Below are 14,823 nucleotides of genomic sequence, written 5' to 3'. Positions count from 1 at the left end.
GCGCCGCAGACAAAAACGTGGGAGGCGCCGCACAGCGCACGCAACGACGGGACACCAGCCAGGGACCACGCACGCCCCCACCAACCTCTCCCCCCCACTCACGGGAGGGGCCGCGCCGCAGGACGAAGTCCGGAGGAGCGGCACCGCACCCGACAACCCACGCCCGCCGCCAGGCGCAACGGCGACCGAGCCCCGCGGCGGGACAGACGGGTACGTGCGGGCGCGCCGCAAAGCGCAACGGCGGGACGCCCCGCGGCGGGTCAGCCAGGTACGTGGGAAGGCCCCCTACACCGTTGGGGCCACCGACGAAGCCGCCCCCGCTGTCACCGTTTCGTAGACGGCGAGGATGTCCGCGCCGACCGTGGACCAGTCGAAGCGGCGGACGTGGCGGGTGCCGCGGGTGCGGAGTTCGGCGAGGCGGGCGGGGTCGCCGAGGAGCCGGACCGCCGCGGTGGCGAGCGTATCCGCGTCCTCGTTGGTGAAGAGTTCGCCGGCCTCGCCCTGGTCGAGGACCTGGGCGAACGCGTCGAGGTCGCTGGCCAGTACGGGGGCGCCGGCGGACATGGCCTCCACGAGGATGATGCCGAAGGATTCGCCGCCCGTGTTGGGGGCGACGTAGAGGTCGACGCTGCGGAGCAGGCGGGCCTTGTCCTCGTCGCTGACCATGCCGAGGAATTCGACCCGGTGGCGCAGTTCGGCGGGGAGGGAGGCGACGGCCTCTTCCTCGTCGCCTCGGCCGGCGACGAGGAGGCGGGCGTCGGGGACCTCGGCGAGGATCTTGGGCAGGGCCTTCATGAGGACCGGCAGGCCCTTGCGGGGTTCGTCGATGCGGCCGATGAAGCCGATCGTGCGGCCCTGCCACTCGGCCTTGGGTTCGGCGCGGGCGAAGAAGTCGACGTCGACGCCGTTGGGGATGACGACCGCGTCGCCGCCGAGGTGTTCGACCAGGGTGCGGCGGGCGTATTCGCTGACCGCGATGCGGGCGCTGATCTTCTCCAGGGCGGGCTGGAGGATCGGGTAGGCGGCGATCATCGCGCGGGAGCGCGGGTTGGAGGTGTGGAAGGTGGCCACGATCGGGCCCTGGGCGGCCCAGCAGGCGAGCAGGCCCAGGGAGGGGGAGGTCGGTTCGTGGATGTGGATGACGTCGAAGGCGCCGTTCTGCAGCCAGCGGCGGACCCGGGCGGCGGAGAGGAAGCCGAAGTTGAGGCGGGCGACGGAGCCGTTGTAGGGCACGGGTACGGCGCGGCCGGCGGAGACGGCGTACGGCGGGAGCGGGGTGTCGTCGTCGGAGGGGGCCAGGACGGAGACCTCGTGGCCGAGCCGGATGAGGTGCTCGGCCAGGTCGCGGATGTGGAACTGCACGCCGCCGGGGACGTCCCAGGCGTACGGGCAGACGATGCCGATCTTCACGCGGCCTCCGTTCCGGGCTCGCGGGGTTCCAGGTCGGCGAGCCACAGGCGCTGGAGCATGTGCCAGTCCTCGGGGTGGTCGGCGATGCCGGAGGCGAAGGCGTCGGCGAGCGCCTGGGTCATCTGGGCTGCTTTCTCGGTGCGGGTGCCGGTCTCGGGGACCTCGATCTCGGGGTGGACCCGGCCGCGCATGACGGGTGTGTCGTCGTACCAGAGGGTGACGGGCAGCAGCATGGCGCCGGTCTGGAGAGCGAGCATCGCGGGGCCGGCGGGCATCTTGGTCTCCTCGCCGAAGAACTTGACGGGTATGCCGGAGCTGGAGAGGTCGCGGTCGGCGACCAGGCAGACCAGGCCGCCGTCGCGCAGGCGGCGGGCGAGGGTGCCGAAGGCGGCGCCGCCGGTGTGCGGCAGGACCTCCATGCCCAGGGCCTCGCGGTAGGCGACGAAGCGGTCGTAGAGGGTTTCCGGCTTGAGGCGTTCGGCGACGGTGGTGAAGGGGGTGTTGAGCTTGGTGGTGACCCAGACGCCGGCGAGGTCGTAGTTGCCCATGTGGGGCAGGGCGAGGATGACGCCGCGGTCGCTCTTGAGGCCGTCGGTGAGGTGGTGGACGTCCTCGGGTGCGAAGCCGTTCTTTATGCGGTCCTCGCTCCAGGCGGGGAGGCGGAAGGACTCCATCCAGTAGCGCATGTACGAGCGCATTCCGGCGCGGGAGAGTTCGGCCAGGCGCTGTGGGGAGGCGTCCGGGACGACCCGGGCGAGGTTCGCCTCCAGGCGGCGGACACCCTTGCCGCGGCGCTTCCAGGCGGTGTCGGCGATCCGCCGGCCGAGGCGTACCGCGACGCCTTCGGGCAGCCGCTTGACGGTGCTCCAGCCCAGTCCGTAGAGCGCGTCGGTGAGTGTGCCGGTGTCGATCCGCGGCAGCCGCGGGCTCATGCGTTGTTCCCCCCTTGTGCGACGGCGTCGGCCTCGGCCGATTCGCGGCGTACCGTCACCACGCGCTGGCCCAGGGTGACGGTGCTGCCGATGGCGACGATCCACAGGGCGATCGGCAGCAGTACTTCGATGCCGGGTACCCCGAACTTGTGCAGACCCGACAAACCGCAGGCGACGAGGGTGAGGACGAGCCGTTCGGCGCGCTCGACCAGACCGTTGACGGCCACCGGCAGCCCGATGGCCTCGCCGCGGGCCTTGGTGTACGAGACGACCTGGCCGCTGGCCAGGCAGAAGATCGCGATGGCGCAGAGCGTCAGGCTGTTGCCGCCGCCGGCGTACCAGAGGGCCAGGCCGCCGAAGATCGCCGAGTCGGCGACCCGGTCGAGGGTGGAGTCGAGGAAGGCGCCCCAGCGGCTGGAGCGGCCCAGTTGCCGCGCCATGTTGCCGTCGACGAGGTCGGAGAAGACGAACAGCGTGATGACGACCGTTCCCCAGAAGAACTCGCCCTGCGGGTAGAAGATCAGCGCGCCGGCCACCACGCCGCCGGTGCCGATGAGGGTGACCGCGTCCGGGCTGACGCCGAGACGGATGAGCAGGGCGGCGAACGGCGTGAGAACACGCGTGAAGAAAGCACGCGCGTACTTGTTCAGCATGGCCTTCCCGGAGGTCGATACGGGCCGCGCGGTCAAGGGGCCACCGGCTGGCCCATCGTAGCCACGAGGTCTTCGGCCACCACGAAGGCATCGCGGCGCAGGGTGCATCCCGCGGCTCGGGCCGGTCGGCGTGCGCCTCCGGGCGCGCGGCTGGGCCCTCGGAGCCCTTGGGAGCGCGGGGGCGCTGTGCCACCTATGGACGCCGGGTGACCACGGTGGAAAGCTCGAATCACCGCAAAGTGTCGACCTGGAGGCGAGACACATGAGCGAGAAGACGAGTACACACCCGGGAGCCGCCGGAAGGGCGGTAACGGCCGGCCGGCCCACGGCCCTACGGAACGTGGTGCTGGTCGGCCACAGCGGATCGGGAAAAACCACCCTGGTCGAGGCGCTCGCGCTGGCGTCCGGCGCGGTCAACCGGGCCGGACGGGTCGAGGACGGCGGCTCTCTGTCGGACTACGACGAGATCGAACACCGTCAGCAACGCTCCGTACAGCTCTCCCTGGTCCCGGTGGACTGGGGCGGGATCAAGATCAATATCCTGGACACCCCCGGATACGCCGATTTCGTCGGGGAACTCAGGGCCGGTCTGCGCGCCGCGGACGCGGCCCTTTTCGTTGTCTCGGCGGCCGACGGCGTGGCCGGTGCGACCCGCATGGTCTGGGACGAGTGCGCGGCCGTCGGGATGCCGCGGGCGCTGGTCATCACGCACCTGGAGGCGTCCCGGTCGGACTTCGACGAGATGACCGAGCTGTGCCGGGCCACCTTCGGCGGGGAGGATCCGGACGCGGTGGTGCCGCTGTACCTGCCGTTGTACGGGACGCCGGGTGCCGACGGCCACGCCCCCGTGCACGGCCTGATCGGCCTGCTCTCCCAGCGGGTCTTCGACTACTCCTCGGGGGAACGTACCGAGCGTGAGCCGACCGCCGAGGAGCTGCCGCTGATCGAGGAGGCCCGCGGCCGGCTGATCGAGGCGATCATCGCGGAGAGCGAGGACGAGTCCTTGATGGACCGCTATCTCGGCGGCGAGGACATCGACATCAAGACGCTCGTCGGGGACCTGGAGACGGCGGTGGCCCGCGGCACGTTCCACCCCGTGCTGGCCGCGGCACCGGCCGCGGAGGGCTCGAAACAGGGGCTGGGGACCGTCGAGCTGCTGGAGCTGATCACCGGTGGTTTCCCGACGCCCGCGGAGCGCGAGGTGCCCGCGGTGACCACTCCGGACGGCAGGTCGCGTCCGGCGCTCGCGTGTGATCCGGACGGTCCGCTGGCCGCTGAGGTGGTCAAGACCTCCTCCGACCCGTACGTCGGCCGGATCTCGCTGGTGCGGGTCTTCTCCGGCACCCTGCGCCCGGACGAGACGGTGCACGTCTCGGGCCACGGTCTCGCGGACCGGGGGCACGAGGACCATGACGTCGACGAGCGGGTCGGCGCGCTGTCCGCCCCGTTCGGCAAGCAGCAGCGGCCGCTGCCGCAGGCGATCGCCGGTGATCTGGCGTGTGTGGCGAAGCTGACCCGCGCGGAGACCGGCGACACCCTTTCGGCCAAGGACGATCCGTTGCTGATGGAGCCCTGGTCGATGCCGGACCCGCTGTTGCCGGTCGCCATCCAGGCGCACAGCAAGGCCGACGAGGACAAGCTGTCCCAGGGCCTGGCCCGTCTGGTCGCGGAGGATCCGACGATGCGGCTGGAGCACAACCAGGACACCCACCAGGTGGTGCTGTGGTGCCTGGGCGAGGCGCATGTGGACGTGGCGCTGGAGCGGCTGCGGGCCCGTTACGGCGTGCAGGTCGACACCGTCGCGCACAAGGTGCCGCTGCGGGAGACGTTCGGCGAGTCCGCCACGGGCCGCGGCCGGCACGTCAAACAGTCCGGCGGGCACGGGCAGTTCGCGATCTGCGAGATCGAGGTCGAGCCGCTGCCGGGTGGTTCGGGCATCGAGTTCGTGGACAAGGTCGTGGGCGGTGCGGTGCCGCGGCAGTTCATCCCGTCCGTCGAGAAGGGGGTGCGCGCCCAGGCCGGGCGCGGGGTCGCCGCCGGTCATCCGCTGGTCGACATCCGCGTCACGCTGCTCGACGGCAAGGCGCACTCGGTCGACTCCTCGGACGCCGCGTTCCAGACGGCCGGTGCGCTGGCGCTGCGGGAGGCGGCGGCCGACGCCCGGATCGATCTGCTGGAGCCGTTCTACGAGGTCGGTGTGATGGTTCCGGACGAGTACGTGGGGCCGGTGATGAGCGATCTGTCGGGACGGCGTGGCCGGGTCGTGGGCACCGAGCAGTCCGGGGCCGGCCGCACCGTCGTCCGTGCCGAGGTGCCCGAGATCGAGATCGGACGCTATGCGGTCGACCTGCGGTCGCTCTCGCACGGCACCGGCCGTTTCTCCCGGGTCTACCTCCGGCACGAACCGATGCCGCCGCAGCTCGCCGCGAAGGTGCGGGAAGAGGCCGGGAACGGCGGGTAGTTGACGTCATTTCAGCGCTGGAGGAGACCTGAATCAGCCGTCGTCCGGCTCAACTCCCTTGGGGTGGACGGCGGCTGTACGCTGAGATCCTGCCGTTGACCAGGGGGACGGACACCTGTTCGGCGGTGGCGACGCGAGGTCACAGGTGTGCCGTCGGCGGAAGTCGGGAAGAGCCGCATCATCGGATGCGAGCGGTGTGGGGGGCGGTAGTGGCAGACGGCTTTGACTTCAGTCCTGGGGCGCAGGTGCCGCTCTCGGGGAGCGCCGGTCAGACGGCGGCGACCCAGGCACTGGCCTCGGCCGCCTACCGTGACGACCCGCTCGCCGCCATCAGCAAGGCCGACTCCGACACCGCCAAGTCCGAGATCAAGAAGCCGAAGCTGTCGCTGTTCGAGCCGAATCTGGGCGAGGCGTTCGCGCGTGCCGTGCAGGTGCGGATGCTCGGCGGCGGCCGTAAACCGCTGATCCAGTCGTTCGGCATCGAGCCGCAGACCGTCGTCGAGCACTGTCTGTCGGCGACCCGCATCCGCAAGCAGCGGGACTCCAAACTGACGCTGCTGATGGTGCTGTTCGGCGTGGTGTTCCTGCCCGGTGTGCTGCTGTGGCTGGGCGTCTTCCAGCTGCGCAAGATGCTCTCCAAGGACGGCGAGGGCAACGGCGTCTCGCTGCTCGGCGCGACGTTGCTGACCGTGCTGGCGGGGCTGGGGCTGTTCTTCATGGTCAAGCTGCCGCTGACCGGCTTCTGGCCGATGTACGCGCGGGCCATGGTGATCGTGCCGATGATCGGCTGGTGGTGGGCCAAGCAGATCTGCGAGAAGACCGCGGTGGCCATGCGGGAGTCCTGGAAGGGACTGTTGGAGGGCGGCGGGGTGGCCGCGAAGATCCCCGAGGCGGTGCCGCAGGACCCGAACCAGACCGCCGCCGAGACCCTCCGCCAGAACCTCGCCAAGGTCACCGCCGAGCAGAACAGCAACGTGGTCTTCTACGCCGGTCCCAAGGGCATACTCGGCATGGGCACCCGCTGGGGCAGCTGGCAGCTCGCCGAGGAGCTCAAGCCGCTCCAGGAGGGCACGGAGATCCACCCGTTCCGCAGCTGGGACGTGATCCGGGCGATCCATGACAAGCTGCGGCTGCTGGAGCGCAGCCCGCTGCACACCGGTGGTTTCCCCACCCCGTCCGTACGCCACTGGATCGTCTCCCCGATCGGGGAGAAGGCCGCCGCCGTCGCCCGCCCCGAGGGCGCGCATGTGGAGGCGTTCCAGATCCGGGGGCACGAGATAGAGCGGATCTGCAACGAGCAGCAGTTCGGCAGCGGCAACCGCCACTACCTCGGTGTGCAGTTCGTGCTGTGGGACGGCCAGTTGGTGATCACGCTGATGATCACGGTGACGGTGCTGCACGAGACGCTGCGCATCGAGGTGACCGGCCACGCCCTCGGCCCGGTCAACGGCCTGTTCACGACGAAGCCGGAGCCCAAGACCAAGGACGTCGCCAAGGTCGTCAAGTTCTGGGAGACCAAGACCCAGACGCTGCCGCTGATCGAGCCCAAGGAGGTGGTCCGGCTGGCCGCCCGGGCGCCGCTGACGTGGTTCCCGCCGGTGCTGGACTTCCTCGGCGGGAAGCTGACGCTGCCCGAGCCGTTCGGTCTGCGGCACGTCTGGGCGGACAAGCCCTGGCGGCACCGCTTCATGGCCGATGACGCGCTGCGCGCCGCGACCCCGGTCCTGCGCGCGGTCCACGCCGCCGCCATGGGCGTCCTGAAGGAGCACGGTGTGGACACCGAGCGCTTCACCAACCGTGCGCTGGTGCTCAGCGGCATGATCCAGGGCGTGGACCCGCAGAAGGCCGACGAGTACAACGCCTAGCCGGGGGCCGGGCAGGGGCCGGACGGGCCCTGGGGTTCACCGGAAGATGCCGGTGTGCCCCAGGGAGTACCGCCCGGGCTGCGGGTAGACGGCCAGGCCGTGCGGGCCCTGGCCGACCGGGATCTTGGCGAGGGTCTTGCCGGTCTTCGTGTCGAGTGCGTAGACCTCGGAGTTGTAACGGCCGGACAGCCAGAGCACCTTGCCGTCGGTGGACAGTCCGCCCATGTCGGGGCTGCCGCCGCCGCGGATGTGCCATTTGTCGACGAGTTCCCCGGTGCGGAAGTCGAGCAGGGAGATGGAGCCCTCGCCGCGGTTGGAGATGTACATGTACCGCGAGTCACGGCTGACGTAGAGGCCGTGGGCGCCCTTGCCGGTCGGCATGAGCCTGGGCCGGTCGAAGGTGTCGCCGTTCATGACCCAGATGCCGTCGGCCATCATGTCGGCGATGTACCAGGTCTTCCCGTCCGGGGAGATCTTCACGTCCTGCGGCATCGCCCCGTCGAACGGCAGCTTCTCCTGGCCGATGACCTTCATCTTCTCGGTGTCGACCTTGATCAGTTCCCCGGAGAACTCGCAGGAGACGATGAAGTACCGGCCGTCCGGCGAGAAGTCGGCGTGGTTGACGCCGGCGCAGTTGACCGGGAGGGTCTTGCGGACCTCCATGGTGTGCGGGTCCCGGAAGACCAGCTGCCGGTCCATCGAGGCCATCACGACCGCGTACCTGCCGTTGGGCGTGAAGTAGAGGTTGTACGGGTCGTGCACCTTGACCGGCTCGCCGGCCTTGCCGGTGGCCGGGTCGATCGGGGTCAGGTCGTGCCCGCGGTTGTTGTTGACCCAGAGCGTCTTGAGGTCCCAGGACGGCACGACGTGCTGCGGCTGGATGCCCACCGGGATGGTCTCGATGACCTTGTACGTCTTGGGGTCGATGACGCTGACCGTGTCGGAGCCGGTGTTCGGTACGTAGATCCGCGACGGGAAGTCCTTGACCTGCGGCACGAGCTTGCCCGGCCGGTCGGCCGCGTACAGGTCGTGCTCGTCGATCAGCGGCGGCATGCCGGGCAGTCCCGGCTTGGCGGCCTTGACCGGGGCGCGTTCGACCGGCCGGGAGCTCTGCCCGGCCGGCTTGCCCTGCCCGCTGCAGGCCGCCGCCACCAGCGCGCAGGCCACGGCGAGCAGCGCGGCCGCCCGGCGGCGGACGCGGGGGCTCTTGGGGTCGTGGGTACGGTTCCGGTCAGCCATCAGGTCACTAGCTCCGTTGTCGTCACCGCGCGCAGTCCGCGCCGGCGGAGGCCGTCGAGGATCGGGGGCAGCGCGGCCACCGTGCCGGCGTGCCCGAGGTGGAGGCTCACGACCGAGCCCGGCCGGACCGCGTCCAGGACCGTGCGCCGGACGGCCGGGGCACCGGGGTCGTTCGCGTCGAGGGAGTCCACGTCGTAGGAGAGGACGTGCGGATAGCCGGCCTTACGGGCCAGCTGGGTCACCAGGCCGGTGGCCCGCCGGGTCTGCGAGGGGCGGAACCAACTGCCGATGGTCCCGGTGAGGCGGCGCAGCCGGTCGGCGCAGCCGGTGATCTCGGCGTAGGCGTCGGCGGCCGGCAGGGCGCAGATGTCGCGGTGGTGCAGGGTGTGGTTGCCCAGTTCGTGGCCGCCGTCGAGGATGCGGCGGGCCATCTGCGGCTGGGCGTCGAGCCAGTCGCCGACGACGAGTACGGTGACCCGGGCGCCGGCCCGCTCGGCCTCGCCGAGCAGGGCGGTCGCCAGTTTCGGGTCGCCGCGGCCGTGGAAGGTCAGGGCGACCGCGCGGGCGTCGCGCGGGCCGTTCTCGATCTGGACGGGCAGGCCGGGCACCCGGGTGGGCGGGCGGGCGGCGTGGGTCGGCCGGTGCGGTTCCCGGCCCGCCGGGGAGGGGCTCGGGCCGGCGGATCGTACGGTTCCGCGCTCCTCGTCCCGGTGGGGGTCGCAGCCCGACACGAGCGCGCCCGCGGCGGCGGCCGAGGCGGCCGCGCGCAGCACCGAGCGACGATCTGGGGAAGTCACCACCCCATTAGAGAGGCAACTAATTCGAATTAGGGCGATCTATCCGATTCGCCCGCGTACGTGTCGCCTCCGGGCCGTCCCCGACGGACCGCCCGGACGGCGAGCGGCACCCTACGCGGGCCAGGCGGCGGCCAGCATCGCCCGGGTGTCCGCGAGGAGTTGCGGCAGCACCTTGGTGTGCCCGATCACCGGCATGAAGTTCGTGTCGCCGCCCCAGCGCGGGACGACGTGCTGGTGCAGATGGGCCGCGATCCCGGCACCGGCCACCGAGCCCTGGTTCAATCCGATGTTGAACCCGTGCGCCCCCGACGCGGTGCGCAGCGCGGTCATCGCCCGCTTGGTGAACTCCGCCAGCTCCGCGGTCTCCGGCTCGTCCAGCTCGGTGTAGTCCGCCACGTGCCGGAACGGGACCACCATGAGGTGCCCGCCGTTGTACGGATACAGGTTCAGCACCGCGTAGACGCGCTCACCGCGGGCGATCACCAGCCCGTCCTCGTCGGACTTCTCCGGGATCGTGCAGAACGGGCAACCGTCGTCGGCCCCCGGGCCGCTCGGCTTGTTCTCGCCCTGGATGTAGGCCATCCGGTGGGGCGTCCACAGGCGCTGAAAGGCGTCCTGCGTCCCGACTCCGATCTGCTGCTCCGGCTCGCTTGTCATACGGGCCAGCATATGGCGTCGCCCATTGGCAGCGTGTCGTTGGGGCGCACCGCACCGGCCGCTGGACGATGCTGGGCCGGTGGACAGGGAACAGCGGCGACGGGACTGGGAGCGCGCCTCCGAGCCGTACCTGCTCGCCGCCTCGCTGCTCTTCCTGGCCTCCTACGCGGTCCAGGTGCTGATCCCCGGCCTCTCCCCCGGCTGGCACGCCTTCTGGTCCCTGGTCAGCTTCGTCACCTGGGGCCTCTTCGTCGCCGAATACCTGGCCCGGCTGGTGTTCAGCGACGACCGGAAGCGGTTCGTCCGCACCCGCTGGCTGGATCTCCTCGTGATCGTCCTGCCGCTGCTCCGGCCGTTGCGGCTGATCGAGACGCACGACCGGATGCAGCGCCGCCGGGCCCACCCCCGGCTCGCCCTGGAAGCCCGCGTGATGGCCTACACCGGCCTGGCCGCCCTGCTGCTCGGCTTCGCCGCCAGCCTGGCCGTCTACCACGACGAGCGGTACGCGCCGGGCAGCACCGTCCGCACCTTCGGCGACGCGGTGTGGTGGGCGTGCTCGACCCTGACCACGACCGGTTACGGCGACGTCACCCCGATCACCCCCCGCGGCCGGGTCACCGGCGCCGTCCTGATGGTGCTCGGCGTCGCCCTGGTCGGCGCGGTCGTCGGCTCCTTCTCCTCCTGGCTGCTGCGCCGCTTCCGCCAGGAGGGCGAGACATGACAGGGCCCCGGGGAGCGGATGCTCGCCGGGGCCCTTCACGGAACGGGCGTCACACCTGGACGCGACGCTCCACCACGTCCAGCAGCTTGGCGATCGCCTGGTCACGCGGAATGCCGTTCTCCTGCGATCCGTCGCGGTAGCGGAACGAGACCGCACCGTGCTCCATGTCCTCGTCGCCCGCGAGGATCATGAACGGCACCTTGGCCTTCTGGGCGTTCCGGATCTTCTTCTGCATCCGGTCCGAGGACGAGTCCACCTCGATCCGCAGCCCCTTGGCCTTCGCCTGCGCGGCGAACTCCTCCAGGTACGGCACGTGCGCGTCACCGATCGGGATGCAGGTCGCCTGCACCGGGGCCAGCCACGCCGGGAAGGCACCCGCGTAGTGCTCCAGCAGCACCGCGAAGAACCGCTCGATGGAGCCGAACAGCGCGCGGTGGATCATGACGGGCTGCTGCTTGGAGCCGTCCGCCGCGGTGTACTCCAGACCGAAGCGGGCGGGCTGCTGGAAGTCGACCTGGATGGTCGACATCTGCCAGGACCTGCCGATGGCGTCCTTCGCCTGCACCGAGATCTTCGGGCCGTAGAACGCGGCGCCACCCGGGTCGGGCACCAGCGGCAGTCCCTGCTTCTCGGCCGCCTCGCGCAGCGCCTCGGTGGCCTCCTCCCACTCCGCGTCCTCACCGATGAACTTGTCGGACTCCGGGTCGCGGGTGGACAGCTCCAGCTCGAAGTCGGTCAGGCCGTAGTCCCGCAGCAGATCGAGGACGAAGGTGAGCAGGCTGTCCAGCTCGTCCGCCATCTGCTCCTTGGTGCAGTAGATGTGCGAGTCGTCCTGGGTGAAGCCGCGCGCCCGGGTCAGGCCGTGCACCACGCCGGACTTCTCGTAGCGGTAGACCGTGCCGAACTCGAAGAGCCGCAGGGGCAGTTCGCGGTACGACCGGCCGCGCGCCTTGAAGATCAGGTTGTGCATGGGGCAGTTCATCGCCTTGAGGCGGTAGTTCTGCCCGTCGAACTCCAGGGGCGGGAACATCGCCTCGCCGTAGTTCGGCAGATGCCCCGAGGTCTCGAAGAGCGCTTCCTTGGTGATGTGCGGGGTGTTGACGAACTCGTAGTCCGACAGCTCGTGCCGCTTGCGGGAGTAGTCCTCCATCACCCGGCGCACCACGCCGCCCTTGGGGTGGAAGACGGCGAGCCCGGAGCCCAGCTCCTCCGGGATGGAGAACAGATCCAGCTCCGCACCGAGCTTGCGGTGGTCGCGCTTCTCGGCCTCGGCGAGGAACTCCAGGTACGCCTTGAGCTCGTCCTTGGTCGGCCAGGCGGTGCCGTAGATCCGCTGGAGCTGCGGGTTCTTCTCGCTGCCGCGCCAGTACGCGGCGGCCGAGCGCATCAGCTTGAACGCCGGGATGGCGCGGGTGCTGGGCAGGTGCGGACCGCGGCAGAGGTCCTTCCAGCACAGCTCGTCGGTCTTCGGGTCGAGGTTGTCGTAGATGGTCAGCTGGCCGGCGCCGACCTCGGCGGAGGCACCCTCGGCGGCGTCCGCGGCGGAGCCCTTCAGACCGATCAGTTCGAGCTTGTACGGCTCGTCGGCCAGCTCCTCGCGGGCGGCCTCGTCGCTGACCGCGCGGCGCGCGAACTTCTGCCCGCGCTTCTGGATCTCCTGCATCTTCTTCTCGATGCGCTTGAGATCGTCGGGGTGGAACGGGGTCTCGACGTCGAAGTCGTAGTAGAAGCCGTCCTTGATCGGCGGGCCGATGCCGAGCTTCGCCTCCGGGAACAGCTCCTGCACGGCCTGCGCCATCACGTGCGCGGTGGAGTGCCGCAGGATGTTCAGGCCGTCCTCGGACGAGATCTCGACCGGCTCGACCTGGTCGCCGTCGGCGACCTCGTACGACAGGTCCTTCAGCTCCCCGGCGACCCGTGCGGCCACGATGCTGCGCTCACCCTGGAAGAGGTCGGCGGCCGTAGTGCCCGTGGTCACCACGCGTTCTTCCCGCTCGGAATCGCGTTGGACGGTCACACGGACGTCTGACACCGGTCTCTCCTGACTCATGTCTCCTGCGCGTCAGCGTTTGCTGCGCAGCCGAATCGTACCGAGCCGTCGCACCCGACCGCGAAACGGATTCCGGGGGCCGGTCCGCGGGCGGTCAGTCGTCGGCGCCGCACGCCTCCTCGAAGAAGTCGAGATTCTCCTGGAGCGACTTCAGCAGCCGGTCCCGCTCCGCCTCGTCGACCTGGACCGGCGTGACGTCGCGGGCCCCGGTGATCCGGCGGAAACCGCCCCGGCTCTCCAGTCTGCCGCTGACCCGGATCGGCAGCCCCACGAGATGGGCATGGCCCGCGATCCGGTAGTCCTCCTCCCCCAGCGCGACCCGCACCTGGACCACGTCGGCCCCGGTCAGCACCCGTAGCCGGACCGTGCCCGGGCCGCCGGGCCGCTCCCGCCGCAGCCGTACGACCGTGCCGGTCACCCGGACCGACAGCGAGGGCTCGTCGCGGACGTAGCGCCGGGCGGCCTGCTCCAGCGCCGGCAGATCGCCGGGCGAGAACTCGACCGGTTCGGGGCGGGCCGGGCAGCCGGCCGGCGGACCGGCCGCCGGTGACCACTCGACCGCGATCCGCACCCCCGCCGCGTCCCTGACGAGCGCGATCAGCGCCTGCACCAGCTCGTGGCAGACACCCAGCTCGACGGCCGCGTCGTACGCCTCCATGCCGCCGGTGGCGCGCTGGTAGTCGGTGGCGTCCCGGGCCGCGTGCAGGGCCCGCTGCAGCCCGGCGACCGCCGCGCGCCCGCCGCTCACCGGGACGAAGGCGGTCAGCCGCCGGCCGGCGGCCGCCGGCCCGACCAGGACATCGCTCAGGAACCCCTCGGCCCGCCGCTTGTGCCGGGCTCCGTAGTAGCCGGCCCGGCCGTACGTCCCCAGCGCCCCGGCGACCAGCATCGCGCGGGCCGCACCGCGCAGCTGCTCCTGGGCGACCCAGTGCGCGGCGCCCGAGCCGCCGTCGGGGATCTCGCGCTCCCAGCCGACCTCGTCGCTGGGCACCGCCAGCCCGGTCAGCACCTCGCGGGCGGAGGGTGCGGCGGAGCGCGCGAGGGCCGACAGGGCCTCGGCGAGCAGCTCCGCGCTGTCGGGGAAGCGGCGGTCGTGCGGGACCAGCAGGCTGGTGCCGCCGAGGCCGCCGGGCGGGGTCCAGCGGGCGTAGTGACCGGCGGCCCCGCCCCGGCGCCGCCAGCCGTGCCGGGCCAGCAGGGCGCTGAGGACGGCGGGGTCGAGCCGCGCGGGGTCCAGCGGCCGCGCATCGGGTTGGTCGATCGGCCGGTACATCAGGGTCTCCCTCCCGACCCGACCCGGGTCATGATCTCGCAGAGCGCGCGGTCGTCGAAGATCCGCGTGGTCGGGATCCGCACGGTGGTCCTGCGCCGGCCGGTCACCGGATGGCCGGCCAGGTTGATCCAGTAGCAGCAGTGGCGCAGTTCGAGCCGGTCGTGGGAGGCCCGCAGCCACTCCTCCTGGGTCCGCGGGACGAGCATCACGACGAGGATCTTGTGCACGGACACGGGCGTGCGGGCCAGCTTCACCAGGTGGTCGTTGTCGAGGGTGAAGGCGAAGGTCGGGCCGGGCGGGTGCGGGGCGGTCTGGTAGGTGCATTTGAGCTGCACCTTGATGGTCACCTCGTCGTCGACGGTGTGGCCGGGCGCGCCGTGGCTGACGTGCCAGTCGATGCCGTTGTCCGGGAAGGGCTGGGCCAGCGAGCAGCCGGAGGCGGCCGCGACCGCGTGCAGATAGCCCACCTGGAGCGTCTCCATGCAGGCGGTCGTCGCGAGTCCGCCGCGCTGCGGTGTGGCGATGGGCGGGGGGTACCTCCCGCTTGCGGGGGACAGCCCGCCCGGTTCGGGCTGCGCGATGGTCATCGCGGGCGTGCCTTCCGGGCTCGGTGGGTGCGCGGGGACGGATGCGTCGAATGACGGGGAACCGGCGGATCGCGTGGCCCGTCACTGTGGTTGTCTCCGCGTCAAGTGGTCCGCAAACAAGGACGGTTCGACCACCGGTGCGCTCGGGTATCACCTGCTCGGGTGGCTTTGCGCCACC

At 71.1% G+C, this 14,823-nt stretch carries 12 protein-coding genes; 3 read left to right on the top strand and 9 right to left on the bottom strand.

Features of this window, described 5'->3' with window-relative positions; all coding sequences use genetic code 11:
* Positions 1-285: 285 nt before the first annotated feature.
* The 3 genes from ACFV1J_RS29805 to pgsA are packed head-to-tail and all read right to left on the bottom strand — an operon-like array spanning position 286 to position 2,995.
* Positions 286-1,410: a glycosyltransferase family 4 protein gene (locus tag ACFV1J_RS29805; protein WP_385863190.1), complete on the bottom strand. Its 1,125-nt coding sequence runs from the start codon at positions 1,408-1,410 to the stop codon at positions 286-288.
* Positions 1,407-2,342 carry a phosphatidylinositol mannoside acyltransferase gene (locus tag ACFV1J_RS29800; RefSeq protein WP_385863189.1) on the bottom strand — a complete coding sequence of 312 codons (936 nt, stop codon included), beginning with the start codon at positions 2,340-2,342 and terminating at the stop codon, positions 1,407-1,409. Before ACFV1J_RS29800 ends, ACFV1J_RS29805 begins: the two co-directional genes overlap by 4 nt.
* Complete coding sequence (gene pgsA, locus ACFV1J_RS29795; RefSeq protein ID WP_385863187.1) at positions 2,339-2,995, bottom strand: phosphatidylinositol phosphate synthase; 657 nt, start codon at positions 2,993-2,995, stop codon at positions 2,339-2,341. The genes ACFV1J_RS29800 and pgsA overlap by 4 nt, the downstream gene beginning before the upstream one ends.
* Positions 2,996-3,257: 262 nt before the next feature.
* Between pgsA and ACFV1J_RS29790 the strand changes: the two genes are divergently transcribed.
* Entirely contained in the window at positions 3,258-5,456 is a 2,199-nt protein-coding gene (locus ACFV1J_RS29790; RefSeq protein ID WP_385863186.1) for an elongation factor G-like protein EF-G2, read from the top strand.
* A gap of 185 nt (positions 5,457-5,641) precedes the next feature.
* Complete coding sequence (locus tag ACFV1J_RS29785) at positions 5,642-7,321, top strand: hypothetical protein (RefSeq protein WP_385863184.1); 1,680 nt, start codon at positions 5,642-5,644, stop codon at positions 7,319-7,321.
* 36 nt (positions 7,322-7,357) lie between these two features.
* On the opposite strand, the gene ACFV1J_RS29780 is transcribed toward ACFV1J_RS29785, so the two are convergent.
* The 3 genes from ACFV1J_RS29780 to ACFV1J_RS29770 all read right to left on the bottom strand — a co-directional run bounded on the left by ACFV1J_RS29780 (position 7,358) and on the right by ACFV1J_RS29770 (position 10,026).
* Entirely contained in the window at positions 7,358-8,560 is a 1,203-nt protein-coding gene (locus tag ACFV1J_RS29780) for a YncE family protein (RefSeq protein ID WP_385863182.1), read from the bottom strand.
* A complete protein-coding gene (locus tag ACFV1J_RS29775; protein WP_385863198.1) occupies positions 8,560-9,333 on the bottom strand; it encodes a polysaccharide deacetylase family protein in 774 nt (257 codons plus the stop codon). Before ACFV1J_RS29775 ends, ACFV1J_RS29780 begins: the two co-directional genes overlap by 1 nt.
* Positions 9,334-9,468: 135 nt before the next feature.
* A complete protein-coding gene (locus tag ACFV1J_RS29770) occupies positions 9,469-10,026 on the bottom strand; it encodes an HIT family protein (RefSeq protein ID WP_385863180.1) in 558 nt (185 codons plus the stop codon).
* A gap of 67 nt (positions 10,027-10,093) precedes the next feature.
* Here ACFV1J_RS29770 and ACFV1J_RS29765 point away from each other — a divergent pair, with 67 nt between their 5' ends.
* Positions 10,094-10,735 carry a potassium channel family protein gene (locus tag ACFV1J_RS29765; RefSeq protein WP_385863178.1) on the top strand — a complete coding sequence of 214 codons (642 nt, stop codon included), beginning with the start codon at positions 10,094-10,096 and terminating at the stop codon, positions 10,733-10,735.
* Between the two features lie 49 nt (positions 10,736-10,784).
* Here the strand turns inward: ACFV1J_RS29765 and thrS are convergent, their stop codons facing one another.
* The 3 genes from thrS to ACFV1J_RS29750 all read right to left on the bottom strand — a co-directional run bounded on the left by thrS (position 10,785) and on the right by ACFV1J_RS29750 (position 14,645).
* Positions 10,785-12,767 (bottom strand): threonine--tRNA ligase, encoded by a 1,983-nt coding sequence (gene thrS / locus ACFV1J_RS29760; RefSeq protein ID WP_385863176.1) that lies wholly within the window; start codon positions 12,765-12,767, stop codon positions 10,785-10,787.
* Between the two features lie 112 nt (positions 12,768-12,879).
* Positions 12,880-14,058, bottom strand: a complete 1,179-nt coding sequence (locus ACFV1J_RS29755) for a hypothetical protein (protein ID WP_385863174.1) — start codon at positions 14,056-14,058, stop codon at positions 12,880-12,882.
* Positions 14,058-14,645, bottom strand: a complete 588-nt coding sequence (locus ACFV1J_RS29750; protein ID WP_385863172.1) for a DUF4365 domain-containing protein — start codon at positions 14,643-14,645, stop codon at positions 14,058-14,060. The genes ACFV1J_RS29755 and ACFV1J_RS29750 overlap by 1 nt, the downstream gene beginning before the upstream one ends.
* Positions 14,646-14,823 lie beyond the last annotated feature (178 nt).

The organism is Streptomyces sp. NPDC059649, assembly GCF_042734445.1.
Classification (GTDB): Bacteria; Actinomycetota; Actinomycetes; order Streptomycetales; family Streptomycetaceae; genus Streptomyces.
The sequence above is the reverse complement of the archived record's forward strand: the minus strand, read 5'-3'. Positions and strand labels throughout refer to the sequence as shown.

Excerpts from the sequence above, each read along its gene's own strand:
- ACFV1J_RS29780 (WP_385863182.1), bottom strand. The coding sequence starts at position 8,560 with ATGGCTGACCGGAACCGTACCCACGACCCCAAGAGCCCCCGCGTCCGC.
- ACFV1J_RS29785 (WP_385863184.1), top strand. The coding sequence starts at position 5,642 with ATGCGAGCGGTGTGGGGGGCGGTAGTGGCAGACGGCTTTGACTTCAGT.
- ACFV1J_RS29750 (WP_385863172.1), bottom strand. The coding sequence starts at position 14,645 with ATGACCATCGCGCAGCCCGAACCGGGCGGGCTGTCCCCCGCAAGCGGG.
- pgsA (WP_385863187.1), bottom strand. The coding sequence starts at position 2,995 with ATGCTGAACAAGTACGCGCGTGCTTTCTTCACGCGTGTTCTCACGCCG.
- ACFV1J_RS29790 (WP_385863186.1), top strand. The coding sequence starts at position 3,258 with ATGAGCGAGAAGACGAGTACACACCCGGGAGCCGCCGGAAGGGCGGTA.
- ACFV1J_RS29755 (WP_385863174.1), bottom strand. The coding sequence starts at position 14,058 with ATGTACCGGCCGATCGACCAACCCGATGCGCGGCCGCTGGACCCCGCG.
- ACFV1J_RS29800 (WP_385863189.1), bottom strand. The coding sequence starts at position 2,342 with ATGAGCCCGCGGCTGCCGCGGATCGACACCGGCACACTCACCGACGCG.
- ACFV1J_RS29770 (WP_385863180.1), bottom strand. The coding sequence starts at position 10,026 with ATGCTGGCCCGTATGACAAGCGAGCCGGAGCAGCAGATCGGAGTCGGG.